A 15,181-nucleotide genomic window follows, 5' to 3' on the forward strand; every position below is an offset into this window, starting at 1 on the left:
TCATGACGGCCCTTTCTCGGTTGCGTTCGTCTCGCTTCGCCCTTGCCGTTCCAGAGATGAAAAATAGCGCGACACGTCGGCAATCTGCTGATCAGTCATTCTTCGCGCAACGGTGGTCATGACCCGGCCATAGGGGGACTTGTTTCGCTCGCCCTTTCTGAACAGATCAAGTTGAAGCTCGAGGTAATCTGCATGCTGTCCGGCAAGTGGCGGAATTCGTCCCGTTCCTTCTGGCGAATGGCAACTTTGACAGGCGGGCAAGTCCTGGCTGGCAGCACCCTTTTTTGCCAGTTCGGCTCCACGGTGCATTTGTTCGCGCTCGTCCGCTTGTGCAGATCGAGCCCCAGGCGAAGGCAAGGCTGCATAATATGCAGCGATCTGCTCGATTTCACGGTCATCAAGCAATTCGGCAACCGGTTGCATAATCCCGCTCGGGCGGATTGCGCGGGCATACTCATGAAGCGTTCTAGCAATATAATCGTGTGGCAAACCCGCGAGGCGGGGGATGCGACTACCGTTTGTTAGAAATCCTTCACTATCGTGACAGCGTGAACATTGGGTTAGTGCCACTGTATCTGCGTTGCGCCCGCCTTCTCGCCTTTCTGATAGCCGACTCAATCCTGCCTGAACGGAATATTCTTTGTCGGAGATTGGTAAGGAGTTTAAGAAGGCCACCAAAGCCCAAATCTCATCATCGCGCTGAATGCTCGGCCAAGCGGGCATGCCGGTATATTTGAGCCCGTGCTTAACAATCCAGAAGAGTTCCGCCGGAGGTCTGTGTGGTGCCGCGCCTGCGAGATCGGGTGGAGCGGGCAACATTCCGGCAACGACTGCGTTGACAGGCGCACCTGGACGGTTGTGACAGGGTACACACCCGCCCTCATAATGGGCAGCACCTAGGAGAACCATCGCGTTATCAAACGTGGGTGGTACTTTGACTGATCTACTTTGTGTGGCGACTGACTGATCGCGCACCTTTTCCAGCAGCCATGTTGTAACACCCAGATGATCTGCAGAAGCAGCCACATTGTAGATGCCGGACCAGATAAACAGGCCGCCAGCAACGACTATTAAAGCGCCAGTGACACCTAGAACACGCGCTGTTCTTATCCAGTGGCTAGGCATGCCGAACACCTGATGCACGGTCTTCGCCGTCAACAGAAAACAACCACCTGCCGGAGACGACGATACCGGCGAGAACATAAGTCAAAGAACAGGCAATCAACATCAGCAAACCCGCCATTTGCTGATCTTGCAGAGACGCGGTAAGCAAGACCGCGTGATGAGAGGAAGTATATAGGGGCCGTGGAGAGAATAATAGAAGTATACCCAGCAGGCAAAAAAGCTTGGAAGTTAGAAGCAGGGCGACGACAGGCTTCCATCTTTCGTTACCAGTTGTTGCAAACACCGCAAGCCAGAACCACAAAGCCAGAACGAATAAACTCAACTGCATGAACAGATGAAGTGCGTGGTCTGAAAAAGCAAAATTGAGGACAACCGGCGTGTGCAGAGCCCATATTGCCACGACTTGCACGATTGTAGCGATAGCTAAAAACCGCGCTGCGGAGCCCATTTTTCCGTGATAGCAGACAACCAACAGGGCCAAGCCAGGTGCCATGAAATTCATCGTGACGATATGGAGTGCCATATGGTCAGTAATAGGACCCATGATTTCCCCCGTTTACCACCCCAAGAGAGGGCTCCAGATACCAAAAGTGTATTGCACCTCTGACGGCTGATTATCTGGTCGAACGAACGAAGGGTTGAATTGTTCCCATTATGGCAACCGTCGCGGCGGTGCAATCCATCAACATCAGTCTGTCGAGCGAAACTAGGCGGGGCTATAGGCTTTCATCAGGCAACAAATCAATGTGCCGCTAAATGAGACTTGCCCATATGCCCAGTTATCTGGACGCCAGCAAAAGCAATGTGAGGGTTACTGTGTGCGACCGGTGGCAAAGCCGAGCGAGAATCCAGTGCACAATATCCAGCTAAACTGGTTCACCACAGCACGATCCAAACGCGCCGCCAAACTCTGTTCCGGGTTGCGTGACGCGTGCCACACGACACAGATCGGTTCGCTTCCCGGCGATGGATCTATACTGGGAAAAGGCAACCAGTCATATATCACTTTTCAGCCTGCCATAGAAATGCGCCCATGATCTCGCATAGGCGCCTGTGAATTATTCAGCTACGTACACTACTTTGCGATCTTTAGTGGAAACAATTATTGGTTTTTTATCGACATATACATAACTGTACTCCGGCGTATCGGGAATAGGTACAAGTTCAATGTCTTCGGAGACTACTGTTCCCATGGTTAGATCTTCTTCAAGGACAACTGGATCTGTTGGATGGGCAACCACGTAGTCGCGTGTAGTTTGTGGCACTTCGACGATGACGGCGTCTTGTGCGAGCAACGGACTTGTACTCAATAGCAGAGCAGAGATTGTCACAACAATTATGCGTTTCATGGTCTTCCTCCTTTCAAACGCCCTTCGGGCTGAAAACAGTTCAGATGACGTAAGGTTCCATGAAAGTTTTAACCTGGAGAGGTGGCCGATAGGGTAGGCCTACGTGTTGAAAACACCCCCGATAGTATGGGATGTTATAATTCATTGTCGTCGATCACAAATGTTATTGGAACATCATCTCGGGGCAGCCCCCGATCCTCCAACGCATCGATGCCCGACGCCAAAAAATGGGCGCATGAACGAGCGTTCGTATCGTATCACGCAGCCGCTTTCATCTCTGATTTGATCTGCTTCGATGAACCGCGGATCGATTCCAAACAGCGCGCGAAATTGTTCATAAGCTGCAAAGCTTTCAAAGCTGAACAACGCAAGTGCTTTGTCGCTTGCTCCCTCCGACGGAAGAAAATATCCGTGATGTGTGCCGCCATGCTCATTCACAAGGCAAATCCATGCTGCGGCAAAGCGTTCGAACTCTGCAATCTTTTTCGGATCAATCTCATAATTGACAACGCATGTAATCATGGCAAATCGCTCCCTTAAGATAACGATGATCATAACCGTTACGACGACAACCTATATTCAATGAGATTCATCGAGACAACAATCTGGATGACCGAAAGCCGGGTGGCATCAACACGTTGAGCGGCAGGGTTGACCGGCAACGGGGCGAGTGAGGAAGCGTAAGGCTTTGTTTATGCAGCGGACTCCTGCCAAATAACCAATGTCGTACACAATTCGCTATTGTGGAGCGTAGCGAGAGCCCGGTATTTGGCGATGCTGGGCTCTTTTGGGTCATTCAAAGCGAGCGGCCTCTTGAGCCGTGGAAAATATCCTGACACTTGATTTGTTTATTTCGTAATCAGACTGCGCCAGAAAACTGCCTGCTGCAATCGTCGCGATACAGAAAGCAATCAAGAACTTGTCCCAGTTATTCATCCACACCTCGCAATTATGCCATACAAGTTCGCCCAGTCGAACATCGAGAGCACGAGTTTTCAATATCGAATGAGAAACAAAAAACTGCAACTAATTGTGGAACCTTAAACATGTTTGCTTGTTTTCTCAGACCACAACCGTGGCTGATATAGGAGGACAGACAGTGGCTAGTGCAAAGACCCTTGAAGCGCTTTTTCATGAGACGCTCAAAGATATTTATTACGCTGAACGAAAGATACTCAAAGCCCTGCCTAAAATGGCAAAGGGTGCAACCTCGCCAGAACTAAAAGCTGCCTTCGAAAAGCACCGTGACCAGACTGAAGTGCACGTTGAACGTCTACAGGGTGTGTTCGAAGCTATTGGGAAACCTGCACGAGGAAAAACGTGTGAGGCTATCGAAGGTATTATCGCAGAAGGTGAAGAAATCCTTGAGGATTTCAAGGGCCAGCCAGCGCTCGATGCCGGCTTGGCGTCGGCAGCACAGGCAGTCGAACATTATGAAATCGCTCGCTATGGCACTCTGGCACGTTGGGCCAAAGAGCTACGCTATACCGACGCTCATAAGTTACTGGTTGCCACACTGAGGGAGGAAGAGGCGACCGATGAGGCACTGACGGTTCTCGCCGAAAAATCCCTGAATCAAACGGCTTTGGCGGCCTAAAGCCAAACGGCTGGGCATCATTCGATGTCCAGCCGCCGCATGGCAACCCGTTATTCCATTAATTACTGTGCAACACCTGCGCGGCTTTGACGGCAGCGGTAGCGCGGTTTTCGACGCCCATCTTGATATAGACTTGCTCAAGATGTTTGTTGACGGTCCTGGCGCTCAGTCCGAGAATATCGCCGATATCGCGATTGGATTTGCCCTTGGCAATCCACAAAAGAACCTCTGCTTCCCGGGCAGTCAATTTGAAGTGCTGGCGCAGCAATTCATCTGCACTGGCCTGATTGGCAAGGGTCAACCGGAACAGATACTCGTCAGAGGTAAGGGCGCCCAGATAACTTAGCTGCAATCCGCCCTGCTCTCCGGGCACTGTAATGGGGCCGGAGTCTTTGTGGCTTTGTTGCCGGATCAACCATGCCGCAACACATGTCGAGAGCGCCTCGTAACCGGCCTGTGTACTTCCCATGGTCAGTTCGATCAGATGGTTTGCCTGAGGGGTAGACCAGCGCAAGCCGCCGTCCTTGCCAATGGCCAGAAGGTGCCGGCCGGCGGCATCCAGCGCTATACGCGCATTTTGGGCGGCGCGGGCATTGGCAAGGTGAACCCTGATCCGCGCCTGTAGTTCATCAATATTGATCGGCTTTGTCAGATAGTCGACGCCACCCGATTCAAGTGCGTGGACAATATGCTGCGTCTCCGAAAGTCCTGTCATGAAAATAACCGGAACCTGCGTAACCGAGGCCGTGGTTTTGATGCGGGCGCAGGTTTCAAATCCATCCATCTGCGGCATGACCGCATCCATCAGGATGATATCGGGCGTGATGCGTTCGACAACATTGAGTGCAGCGTATCCTGACGTTGCAATCAGCACAGAAAAACCCGATTGCTCGAGCGCATCGGTCAAAAACCCAAGGGCTTGCGGCGAGTCGTCGACAATCAGGACAATGTCACGCGGGTTGGTTGGCTCACTCACCTTTGACCGGCTCCTTGTTGCTTTCGAATGTGCGAAGGAAACGATCATATCCGGCAAGGTCAAACATCTGAACGAACTGTCCCAAAGCCTCGGCAAATGCGCGGTTGTCTTCAATCTTCGCCAACTCGGCAATCTTTGTCTCAATGCCGCGGATATAGCCGATCTCGCCAAGACTGATCAACTCACCTATATGCGCTTCACCCGGGCTAACCAATTTGCCCGGTGTCACGACACGAGCCGGTGTTTCATCGTCATAGATCCACTCCAGCACCAGAAGCTGGGCAATCTTGTTTTGAAGCTGCCGAAGATCAAAGGGTTTTGCCAGCGTATCATTATGGTCAGTTGGTCCGCCCGTGGGGGCTGCATCACCTATATTGGCAGAAAGCATAATGATTGGCGAAAGCTCCCCGGTTTCACGGAGTCTTCTTACCAGCTGCCAGCCATCCATTTGCGGCATGGAAATGTCGATCAGAAACAGGTCAGGCACGACGCCCTCTATCAACGTCAGACATTCGGGTCCGCTGGCGGCTGTTAGCACGATGAAATCAAGGGGAACCAAAATCTCTCGCACCAGCTCACGATGATCCTCATTGTCGTCGACAACGACGATGGTGCGGCGCTGTCCGGTATAGCTCCGAATCTTTCGTGGCAGTGGCCGCTGTATGTGTGGACGCGTTACGGCGGAAAGCATCAGCCTGATCTTGAATGTGGATCCCTCGCCATACGTGCTGGAAACCAAAATCTCGCCGCCCAAGGTTTCGGTCAACAGACGTGTTATCGTCAGGCCGAGCCCGAGACCCGGCATGGGCTGGATGCTTTCGGCTTCTCCTCGCTGAAAGGGCTCGAAGATGCGAGAAAGATCCGGCTCGGAAATGCCTCGCCCGGTATCCAAAATCGTAAATGTTGCGACCTGACTGCGGTAGGTTACATCGAATAGAACGCTGCCGCTTGTCGTGAATTTGATCGCGTTGGACAAGAGATTGACAAGGATTTGCCGAAGACGCTTTTCGTCCGTTCGCACATAGCCGGGCATGTTGCTTGAACGTGTATGCGTGAAGGTCAGTTGCTTGGCATCGGCCTGTGGTTGGAACATCTGTACAATCTGATCCAGAAAATCAACGAGATTGATCTCATTGGAGAAAACCTGCAGCCGACCGGCTTCGATGCGCGAGATGTCGAGCAGTCCATCGATAAGGCCAGATAGATGGTCTGCACTCCGCTTTATGACGCGAATTGCAGATTGGCGGGGAGCAGGGATGGTTTCGTCTCGTTCTAAAATTTGCGCGTAGCCAAGCACGGCATTCAACGGAGTGCGCAATTCGTGGCTCAGGCCAATCACGTAGCGGCTTTTGGCACGGTTGGCGGCCTCGGCTGTGTCCTTCGCTTCTTGCAGTGCTGCATCCGTTTTCTTGTGAGCGGCTATTTCTTTTAGCAAAAGGGTATTCTGGCGCGAAGATTCTTCCTCGGCAACGACACGGCTGTCATGCGCCAGCACGTAAAACCAGCAGGCAATTCCTGTTACAACTGCGAACACAAAAAATACGATCAACAACGTCCGATCTACGACGCCCGACGTTTCCGATGGTCCTCCGGCCTGGTGGGCAATCATTGTGAGGATTGTCCCGATCGCCGTCAAAGCGATTACAACGGACGTTCCATAGCGCCCCAATCTTGATGCTAGCGCTTGGATGATTCGTTGCGGCAGAAAAGAACGAGCTACTATAGCAATTTGTGCGTTGAGATTCGCGTTGGGTTTGCACATGTCGTGGCAGCGACTGTCGAGGGAGCAGCAAAGTGAGCAAATCGGAGCGCTGTAAGCAGGGCACCAAGCCATGTCCTCGGATTCAAAATCGTGTTCGCAAATCGAGCATTTTAGTGTTTGCAGTTTTTTCCATGCCCGCCGCGGCTTGCGCACAAGATAGTATTTTCCCTTGGTTTGCCATGCGAGCAATGGGGAGACAATGAAAGACACAATCAGCGCTATGAATGGCGCAAGTGCCGATGCCATTTCACCGAAAAAGCCGAAATGCGCTATCAGCGAGATCATTGTCGCCGCAGCCATCGTTCCGAGGCCAACCGGGTTGATGTCGTAAAGATGAGCGCGCTTGAATTCTATGCCAGGCGGAGCAAGTCCTAATCGCTTATTGACAAAAAGGTCAGCAGAGATTGCGCAGAGCCAAGCCATGGCAATAAGCGAAAAAATGCCCAAAGTCTCTTCAAGCAGTCTGTAAATACCAAGTTCCATCAGCAAGAGAGCTATAGCGACATTGAATAGCAGCCACACCACGCGTCCGGGGTGGCTATGCGTGAGCCGGGAAAAGAAGTTGGACCAGGCCAAGGAGCCCGCATAGGCATTCATCACGTTGATTTTCAGTTGTGATACCACAACAAATGCAACCATCAGCATTAACGCCAAAGTATGGGATGGTGTGACATAGCCGAACGCGGTCAAATACATCTGTGAAGGGTCCGACGCGCGATCGACGGACACGCCGCTGCTGAGCGTCAGTACAACAAGAAATGAACCGGCAAGCAGTTTCGGTGCGCCGACAAGAACCCAGCCAGAACCAGCTAGAAACACTGCAATACGATGCCGTAGTTTTCGCTGTCCTTCAGGCGGCAGAAAACGCAAGAAGTCCACTTGCTCGCCGATTTGAGCCATCAGAGCCAAAATCACTGCACTTGCAGCGCCAAACTGCGCTAACACAAATGGGGCGGACGTTCCAGGAGCTGCAATGGGCGCGTTGATACCTGCGAAGGCCTGCCAGAGGTCGAATTTTTCCCAATCGACAAATGCGATCACAACGAACGGGAGGATGTTAAGAATGATCCAGAACGGTTGCGTAATCAGCTGGAACTTGCTGATCATCCGAACGCCATAGGTAACCAGGGGAACCACAACAACGGCGCTGATGATATACCCGATCCACAACGGAATTCCAAAAGCCAGCTCCAGAGCGCCGGACATGATCGACGCTTCAATAGCAAAGAGCAGGAAGGTGAAGGTCGCATATATCAGGGAAGTGATTGTTGATCCGATATAGCCAAAGCTGGCTCCCCGGGTCAAAAGATCGATATCCACCCCGTGCCGTATGGCATAGCGGCTTATTGGCAATCCGACACACAGCATGACAAGACAGGCTACGACTATGGCGGCCATGGCATTGGTGGTGCCGTAGGACAGGGTAATAGCCCCTCCGATGGCTTCCAGCGCGAGAAACGAAATCGCGCCAATTGCAGTTTGCGCAATGCGCTGCGATGAATAGCGTCGGGCACTCTTCGCCGTAAAGCGAAGGGCATAATCCTCCAGTGTCTGATCCGCTACCCAGCGATTATAGTCGCGTCTGATAGGAACGATGCGTTGGCGCGCAACCATTCGTCCTGTTTTCCCCGTTGCAATGGTCTGGCGCATAGGCAAAAGCGCTGACCGGATGGTGTTTTTCTTACTTAAACACTGGATGGGATGCGGAAGAAAGCACTGATGTGCCAACTTGGGTCATCGTCCCTACGTTGTTTAACGTATGTGGGATCGCTGCTGGCTGGCGGATAGTTCACAAACACAGCGGATTTGCTTTGCCGCACCTGAATAACAAGGCGCAATCAGCGTCAGTTCAAAACAATGGGGATCACAACGATGAATGTTAAAGCACGTATTAAAGGCGCTCTATTGGCCGGCATGCTATCGGCAACAGCGCTGCAGGGCGCATTTGCAGCGGAAGACACAATCAAGGTCGGTATACTGCATTCGCTTTCAGGAACGATGGCCATTTCGGAAACCACGCTGAAAGACGCAATGTTAATGCTTATTGACGAGCAGAATAAAAAAGGCGGAGTACTTGGCAAAAAGCTTGAGGCTGTTGTCGTTGACCCTGCGTCTGATTGGCCACTTTTTGCTGAGAAAGCACGCGACCTCATCGAGAAGGACAAGGTTGCTGCCGTCTTTGGCTGCTGGACTTCAGTTTCGCGTAAATCGGTATTGCCTGTTTTCAAAGAGCTGGACAACCTGCTCTTCTATCCTGTTCAGTATGAAGGCGAAGAGAGTGAACGCAATGTGTTTTATACTGGCGCGGCACCCAACCAACAGGCAATTCCTGCCGTCGACTATCTCGCTGAAAATGAAGGCGTAGAGCGCTGGGTCCTTGCCGGTACGGACTATGTCTACCCACGAACAACCAACAAGATACTCGAAGCCTATTTGAAGGCCAAGGGCGTTGCCGCTGAAGACATCATGGTGAACTACACGCCATTTGGTCACAAAGACTGGCAGACCATTGTTTCAGACATCAAGAATTTCGGCTCTGCGGGTAAGAAGACTGCCGTTGTCTCGACTATAAACGGCGATGCCAATGTGCCTTTTTATAAGGAACTTGGTAATCAGGGCATCAAAGCTGAAGACATTCCGGTTGTCGCATTCTCTGTTGGCGAGGAAGAACTTGCTGGACTTGATACGACACCACTCGTCGGTCACTTGGCGGCCTGGAACTACTTCCAATCAGTTGACACGGCGGCTAATGCCGAATTCATCAAGACTTGGAAAGCCTACACCAAAGACGACAAGCGTGTAACAAACGATCCAATGGAGGCGCATTATATTGGTTTCAACATGTGGGTGAAGGCTGTCGAAGCCGCCGGAACCACAGAACCGGACAAGGTCATTGATTCCATTGTTGGCGTGTCGGTGCCGAACCTTTCAGGCGGCTACTCCACGATGATGCCAAACCATCACATCACGAAGCCTGTTTTGATCGGTGAGATTCAATCGGATGGCCAGTTTGAAACCGTGTTCGAAACGCCGGGGCTGCTGGTCGGAGACGAGTGGTCTGATTATTTGCCGGATTCCAAAGATCTGATCTCCGATTGGCGCAAGCCGATGTCATGCGGCAACTTTAATGTTGCTACAGGAAAATGTGGCGGCAAAGGCTCCTGATCATTCAATTGAGCCACGGGCACGCCCGCTCGTGGCTTTCCATTTGCTCGGACTAGAGGACAAGGCCACTGCGCCTTTTCAAAATCCATGTATCGCGCAATCAAAGCACTTATGCTTATTTTCTGTTTGATCCTGCTTGTTCCAATTTCGGCAAGTCAGGCCCAGCAGGACAATCGCTCGGGTATAAACTCCCTGGGACAAGGCAACTTTTCGCAGGTTGCCGACAAGATCGCTGAACTATCCCGCACGGGTGATATTAAGCTCGTTCCGGTTTTCGAAGCGCTCGCGGCAGGTAATCTTTACGAAAGAAAAGCTGATGGAGTTGTATTCGTAGTCAAGGAGAATGGCGGCGGGCTGGACCTGACCGATGCTGTAACCGGGACATCGGCGGGGCGAGGGGCTAAAGCGGATTTCGAGCGTATCAAGGTCAACAATAGCCTGCGTCGCGCTGTCAGAACTGCGATTGGCGGGCTCACGCTGCTCAGCCCGCACAGGGAGACAAGGCTTCGGGCCGCCAATTCCGTTTTCTCATCGCCAAGCGAAGACGCTCTGGAACTTATAGAGACAGCAATAGCAAGTGAGAAAGACGCGTCCGTCAAGTCGGTTATGGAGCAGGCGAGGGCGGCCGCGATCCTGAAATCAGATCGCGCGCTTGAAGACAGACGCGCCGCTGTAAAAATCATTGCAGAACGCGGGGACAGAGATGCGCTTGGCATTTTGAGTGCCGCTCAGGCAAACGCTGATGGTGAGCTGCGAACAGACATAGATAATGCCATAGAAGCATTACAATCAGCTCAGGCGCTCTGGGATGTTGGCCAGAATGTATGGTACGGTTTGTCTCTTGGATCCGTGCTTTTGCTGGCTGCTATTGGTCTTGCCATTACCTTTGGTGTGATGGGGATCATCAATATGGCGCATGGCGAAATGGTGATGGTTGGCGCCTACACGACCTTCGTCGTTCAAGAGGTAATCAGGTCGTCATATCCCGACCTTTTTGACTGGTCGTTGATTATTGCACTCCCGATTGCCTTCGCTGTTACGGGCGTCATTGGTCTTGTCATTGAACGGGGGATTATTCGTTTTCTATACGGACGGCCGCTGGAAACACTATTGGCAACATGGGGCGTGTCGCTCATTCTGCAACAGGGCGTTCGCTCCATCTTTGGTCCCAGCAATCGTGAAGTCGGAAATCCGTCATGGATGTCAGGCGGTTTTGAGCTTGGCGGCATGACGCTGACCTACAACCGCATGTGGATTGTGGTGTTCGCGGCAGGCGTCTTTCTGACGTTGCTGTTTGTGCTGAAGCGCTCAAGGTTCGGTTTGCAGATGCGTGCTGTTACTCAAAACCGGAAAATGGCATCTTCGATGGGTATCAGGACACCTTGGGTTGATGCTTTTACCTTTGCTCTGGGTTCTGGCATTGCCGGAATTGCCGGCGTTGCCCTTTCGCAGATCGACAATGTCTCGCCCAATCTTGGCCAAAGCTATATTATCGACAGTTTCATGGTCGTGGTTTTCGGTGGGGTTGGAAATCTTTGGGGGACGCTCGTTGGGGCGCTTTCGCTGGGCATCGTCAATAAGCTGCTTGAACCATATGCCGGCGCGGTACTCGGCAAAATTCTCATCCTGGTTCTCATCATTCTTTTCATTCAAAGGCGGCCACGCGGGCTCTTTGCACTCAAGGGAAGGGCGGTGGAGGCATGATCAGCGCATTCGTCTTCAAATCGCTCGACAAGAATATCTCGATCTGCATTGCTATCCTGCTGGCCATTGCCTGCATCGTGCCCGCGCTTAATCTTTTCGTACCTGCCGACAGCATCTTCCATATTCCAACCTATGCTGTGTCACTGTTCGGGAAATATCTGACCTATGCCTTGCTGGCGCTGGCACTTGATCTTGTCTGGGGTTTTTGCGGGATATTGTCTCTTGGACACGCCGCATTCTTTGCTCTTGGCGGTTATGCCATGGGTATGTATCTGGTTCGCCAGATCGGCTCACGCGGTGTGTACGGCAATCCATTATTGCCAGATTTCATGGTATTCCTGAACTGGAAGGAAATGCCCTGGTATTGGTACGGCTTCGATCATTTCTGGTTCGCCGCGCTTATGGTGCTGGCCGTTCCTGGACTTCTCGCTTTTGTGTTCGGCTGGCTGGCATTCCGCTCGCGCGTGACGGGCGTCTATCTGTCCATCATCACACAGGCGATGACCTATGCTTTGCTGCTCGCCTTCTTCCGCAATGAAATGGGATTTGGCGGTAATAATGGCCTTACCGACTTCAAAGATTTGCTTGGCTTCAACATTCAATCACAAGGCATGAGGCTATCATTGTTTGCCGCCTCTGCGATCGCACTGGCAGTCGCGTTGTTTATCAGTTCCGCTATTGTTAGATCTAAATTCGGCAAGGTTCTCGTTGGATTGCGCGATGCTGAAAGCAGGACACGTTTCCTCGGTTATCGGCCAGAAAACTACAAGCTCGTAACCTTTACAATTTCCGCAATGATGGCAGGTATCGCCGGTGCGCTTTACGTGCCGCAGGTCGGGATTATCAATCCTGGTGAGTTTGCGCCGGCCAATTCGATCGAGGTCGTCATCTGGACCGCCGTAGGAGGGCGTGGAACACTCATTGGTCCCATTATTGGGGCTACACTTGTGAACTTCGGCAAAAGCATTTTCACCGCGCAGTTTCCGGAAATCTGGCTATTTGCGTTGGGAGCACTTTTCGTTGCAACCACCTTGTTCTTGCCAAAAGGCATTGTCGGAACAATTCCCCAGGTGTTTAGATCCAGCAAAGATAAAAAGAGCGCGCGGACACGAGATCACCTGCTTGTTTCCAAGAATGGCGAAAAGGGCACTGATATTCCTGCTGAACCAATGGCTGCGGAGTAGATCATGTCGGAAGTCAAACCAAAGAGCCTGCTATATTTGGACAATGTATCCGTGTCGTTTGATGGCTTCAGGGCATTGAATGCACTGTCTTTCGTGATAGCACCAGGTGAGCTAAGGGCAATTATTGGTCCGAATGGTGCCGGTAAAACGACAATGATGGATGTTATTACCGGAAAGACGCGGCCAGACGAAGGTGAGGTATTTTTCGAAGATAATATCGATCTTACAACCAGAGACGAGGCTGATATCGCTCAGCTTGGCATTGGTCGCAAGTTCCAGAAGCCAACCGTGTTTGAAAGCCACACGGTTTGGAACAATCTCGAACTGGCGCTCAATCGCAAGCGAGGAACTTTCGCGACGCTATTCTACAATCTGTCCAAGGGGGATAGCGCGCGTATTGAGGAAATACTTGAAACCGTACGGCTAACTGCGCGCAAAGATGAACTGGCCGCCAATCTGAGCCATGGCCAAAAGCAGTGGCTGGAAATTGGTATGCTGCTGGCGCAAGAACCCAAACTCCTGCTGGTGGATGAGCCGGTTGCGGGCATGACCGATGCGGAAACCTCGGAAACAGCAATTCTACTTAAAGAGATTGCGAAAACCCGTGCAGTGATTGTTGTCGAACACGATATGGGTTTCATCCGCGATCTTGGCGTGAGGGTTACCTGTCTTGCTGAAGGCGCGGTACTTGCCGAAGGTTCACTTGATTTCGTCAGCAACGACGCCAGGGTCATAGAAAATTATTTAGGGAGGTGAGCCGTGCTGAGTGTTGAGCAGGTCAATTTGCACTATGGCGCGGCGCAAGCCTTGCGGGGTGTATCGCTGCAAGCAGAGTCAGGGAAAATCACCTGTGTGCTCGGTCGAAACGGTGTTGGAAAAACAAGCTTGTTAAGGGCAATTACCGGTCAGCACAGTATTAGCGCGGGCAAAGTGGCGTTCGACGGTGTTGAACTTACCGGTATGGCACCATACACCCGTGCAAAACATGGCATCAGCTATGTACCGCAAGGCAGAGAAATTTTCCCGCTTCTGAGCGTGAAGGAGAATCTCGAAACCGGGTACGCGCAGCTCCCCCGATCCGAACGCAATATTCCCTCCGATGTGTTCAACCTGTTTCCGGTTCTGAGTACTATGTTGTCGCGTTGTGGCGGCGATCTTTCCGGCGGCCAACAGCAGCAGCTGGCAATTGGACGTGCGCTGGTTATGCGCCCCAAAATTCTGGTGCTCGACGAGCCCACCGAAGGGATCCAGCCATCAATCATCAAGGACATCGGCCGCGCTATCATTTATCTGCGCGATTCTTTTGGAATAGCGATACTTCTTGTTGAACAATATCTCGACTTTTGCCGCGAACTCGCTGACCATGTTTACATTATGGATCGTGGTGAGATTGTGACTGAGGGCGCTGCCGAAATACTCGACACCAGTGAAGCACGGCGACATCTGACAGTCTGAATATTGAGGATACAGTTTTTGGATATGCTCGGCCACCCGTCGATCGTTCAGAACCGGGCGCAACGCGCATCTGGAGCAGGGCGATTGTCAGTCCGGCGAGTGGAGGGCAAAACACGAATTTCTACATTGTTTCAGGAGGGCTGCGCGAAACTGCGGTTTCCGGTTATCTCGGATAATCACTTGGAAGCGGTCATGATCAACAGTGCTGGCGGTCTCACGGGCGGTGATACCATGCAATGGAATTTTGCCCTTGATGACCATTGCGCGGCTCAGATAACAACGCAGGCTTGCGAAAAAATCTACAAAGCTGTTTTGGGGACGGTCGCAACCGTATCAACGCATATTGACGTTGGACCTGATTCTTACGTCGCGTGGCTGCCGCAAGAAACCATCCTGTTCGAGACGGCCGATCTCAAGCGATCGCTGAATGTAAATCTGGCTGCGCGTGCGCGGGCTTTATTGGTTGAATCCACCATATTCGGTCGCAAGGCATTTGGCGAAACAATCGAAACTACACAGTTCTCGGATCAATGGCGTATCCGACAGGAAGGTAAATTGCTCCACGCCGAGAATTTTTCTATCGGCCCCCATGCAGGTTCATCATTGAGGCGGCCCGCACTGCTTGGAGGCAACCACGCTATGGCAACGGTGCTTCTTGTCTCTCCAGATTGCGAGCGGTTGCTTAAAACAGCACGCTTGATCATAGGTGATCGAGGAGGGGCGTCAGCATGGATGGGTAAGCTGGTGGCTCGCCTAGTCGATTGTGATGCCTATCACTTGCGAAAACGTCTCATCCCGCTGCTTGGCCTACTGAATGGCGGGGGCGAGCTGCCGCGAATATGGACATCATAGAAAGGAAAACTG

At 52.0% G+C, this 15,181-nt stretch carries 14 protein-coding genes; 7 read left to right on the top strand and 7 right to left on the bottom strand.

All coding sequences use genetic code 11. The features are described 5' to 3' along the window. From ACYJL1_RS24755 to ACYJL1_RS24775, 5 genes are all read right to left on the bottom strand, one after another. On the bottom strand, positions 1-1,125 hold the full coding sequence (locus ACYJL1_RS24755; protein WP_460899738.1) for a c-type cytochrome: 1,125 nt from the start codon (positions 1,123-1,125) through the stop codon (positions 1-3). Continuing rightward, positions 1,118-1,669, bottom strand: coding sequence for a cytochrome c oxidase assembly protein (locus tag ACYJL1_RS24760; RefSeq protein ID WP_460899739.1), 552 nt, complete (start codon positions 1,667-1,669; stop codon positions 1,118-1,120). The genes ACYJL1_RS24755 and ACYJL1_RS24760 overlap by 8 nt, the downstream gene beginning before the upstream one ends. A 514-nt stretch (positions 1,670-2,183) precedes the next feature. Continuing rightward, positions 2,184-2,474 (bottom strand): DUF1236 domain-containing protein, encoded by a 291-nt coding sequence (locus tag ACYJL1_RS24765; RefSeq protein ID WP_460899740.1) that lies wholly within the window; start codon positions 2,472-2,474, stop codon positions 2,184-2,186. Positions 2,475-2,648: 174 nt separating this feature from the next. Beyond that, positions 2,649-2,996 (bottom strand): NIPSNAP family protein, encoded by a 348-nt coding sequence (locus ACYJL1_RS24770; protein WP_460899741.1) that lies wholly within the window; start codon positions 2,994-2,996, stop codon positions 2,649-2,651. A 270-nt stretch (positions 2,997-3,266) separates the two neighbouring features. Continuing rightward, positions 3,267-3,410 (bottom strand): hypothetical protein, encoded by a 144-nt coding sequence (locus tag ACYJL1_RS24775; RefSeq protein WP_460899742.1) that lies wholly within the window; start codon positions 3,408-3,410, stop codon positions 3,267-3,269. Positions 3,411-3,573: 163 nt separating this feature from the next. Here ACYJL1_RS24775 and ACYJL1_RS24780 point away from each other — a divergent pair, with 163 nt between their 5' ends. Beyond that, on the top strand, positions 3,574-4,071 hold the full coding sequence (locus ACYJL1_RS24780) for a YciE/YciF ferroxidase family protein (protein ID WP_460899743.1): 498 nt from the start codon (positions 3,574-3,576) through the stop codon (positions 4,069-4,071). A gap of 58 nt (positions 4,072-4,129) precedes the next feature. Here the strand turns inward: ACYJL1_RS24780 and ACYJL1_RS24785 are convergent, their stop codons facing one another. After that, positions 4,130-5,047 carry a response regulator gene (locus ACYJL1_RS24785; protein ID WP_460899744.1) on the bottom strand — a complete coding sequence of 306 codons (918 nt, stop codon included), beginning with the start codon at positions 5,045-5,047 and terminating at the stop codon, positions 4,130-4,132. Beyond that, positions 5,040-8,423: a hybrid sensor histidine kinase/response regulator gene (locus tag ACYJL1_RS24790; protein ID WP_460899745.1), complete on the bottom strand. Its 3,384-nt coding sequence runs from the start codon at positions 8,421-8,423 to the stop codon at positions 5,040-5,042. Before ACYJL1_RS24790 ends, ACYJL1_RS24785 begins: the two co-directional genes overlap by 8 nt. Positions 8,424-8,681: 258 nt before the next feature. On the opposite strand from ACYJL1_RS24790, the gene urtA reads away from it, so the two are divergent. From urtA to ACYJL1_RS24820, 6 genes are all read left to right on the top strand, one after another. Further along, the gene (urtA, locus tag ACYJL1_RS24795; RefSeq protein ID WP_460899746.1) at positions 8,682-9,974 is read left to right on the top strand and encodes an urea ABC transporter substrate-binding protein; all 1,293 of its coding nucleotides are present in this window, start codon (positions 8,682-8,684) and stop codon (positions 9,972-9,974) included. A gap of 87 nt (positions 9,975-10,061) precedes the next feature. After that, positions 10,062-11,678 carry an urea ABC transporter permease subunit UrtB gene (gene urtB, locus ACYJL1_RS24800; protein WP_460899747.1) on the top strand — a complete coding sequence of 539 codons (1,617 nt, stop codon included), beginning with the start codon at positions 10,062-10,064 and terminating at the stop codon, positions 11,676-11,678. Next, positions 11,675-12,862, top strand: a complete 1,188-nt coding sequence (gene urtC, locus ACYJL1_RS24805) for an urea ABC transporter permease subunit UrtC (RefSeq protein ID WP_460899748.1) — start codon at positions 11,675-11,677, stop codon at positions 12,860-12,862. The genes urtB and urtC overlap by 4 nt, the downstream gene beginning before the upstream one ends. A 3-nt stretch (positions 12,863-12,865) precedes the next feature. Beyond that, positions 12,866-13,618 carry an urea ABC transporter ATP-binding protein UrtD gene (urtD, locus tag ACYJL1_RS24810; protein ID WP_460899749.1) on the top strand — a complete coding sequence of 251 codons (753 nt, stop codon included), beginning with the start codon at positions 12,866-12,868 and terminating at the stop codon, positions 13,616-13,618. Between the two features lie 3 nt (positions 13,619-13,621). Further along, positions 13,622-14,317 (top strand): urea ABC transporter ATP-binding subunit UrtE, encoded by a 696-nt coding sequence (urtE, locus tag ACYJL1_RS24815; RefSeq protein WP_460899750.1) that lies wholly within the window; start codon positions 13,622-13,624, stop codon positions 14,315-14,317. A gap of 24 nt (positions 14,318-14,341) precedes the next feature. Then, positions 14,342-15,169, top strand: coding sequence for an urease accessory protein UreD (locus ACYJL1_RS24820; protein ID WP_460900001.1), 828 nt, complete (start codon positions 14,342-14,344; stop codon positions 15,167-15,169). The last annotated feature ends 12 nt before the right edge of the window (positions 15,170-15,181 follow it).

The sequence above is a fragment of the Phyllobacterium sp. K27 genome, from assembly GCF_054796155.1.

Coding starts and splice junctions, on each gene's coding strand:
- urtD (WP_460899749.1), top strand. CDS start 12,866: ATGTCGGAAGTCAAACCAAAGAGCCTGCTATATTTGGACAATGTATCC.
- ACYJL1_RS24760 (WP_460899739.1), bottom strand. CDS start 1,669: ATGGGTCCTATTACTGACCATATGGCACTCCATATCGTCACGATGAAT.
- ACYJL1_RS24820 (WP_460900001.1), top strand. CDS start 14,342: ATGCTCGGCCACCCGTCGATCGTTCAGAACCGGGCGCAACGCGCATCT.
- urtA (WP_460899746.1), top strand. CDS start 8,682: ATGAATGTTAAAGCACGTATTAAAGGCGCTCTATTGGCCGGCATGCTA.
- ACYJL1_RS24790 (WP_460899745.1), bottom strand. CDS start 8,423: ATGGTTGCGCGCCAACGCATCGTTCCTATCAGACGCGACTATAATCGC.
- ACYJL1_RS24770 (WP_460899741.1), bottom strand. CDS start 2,996: ATGATTACATGCGTTGTCAATTATGAGATTGATCCGAAAAAGATTGCA.
- urtC (WP_460899748.1), top strand. CDS start 11,675: ATGATCAGCGCATTCGTCTTCAAATCGCTCGACAAGAATATCTCGATC.
- urtB (WP_460899747.1), top strand. CDS start 10,062: ATGTATCGCGCAATCAAAGCACTTATGCTTATTTTCTGTTTGATCCTG.
- ACYJL1_RS24765 (WP_460899740.1), bottom strand. CDS start 2,474: ATGAAACGCATAATTGTTGTGACAATCTCTGCTCTGCTATTGAGTACA.
- ACYJL1_RS24775 (WP_460899742.1), bottom strand. CDS start 3,410: ATGAATAACTGGGACAAGTTCTTGATTGCTTTCTGTATCGCGACGATT.
- ACYJL1_RS24755 (WP_460899738.1), bottom strand. CDS start 1,125: ATGCCTAGCCACTGGATAAGAACAGCGCGTGTTCTAGGTGTCACTGGC.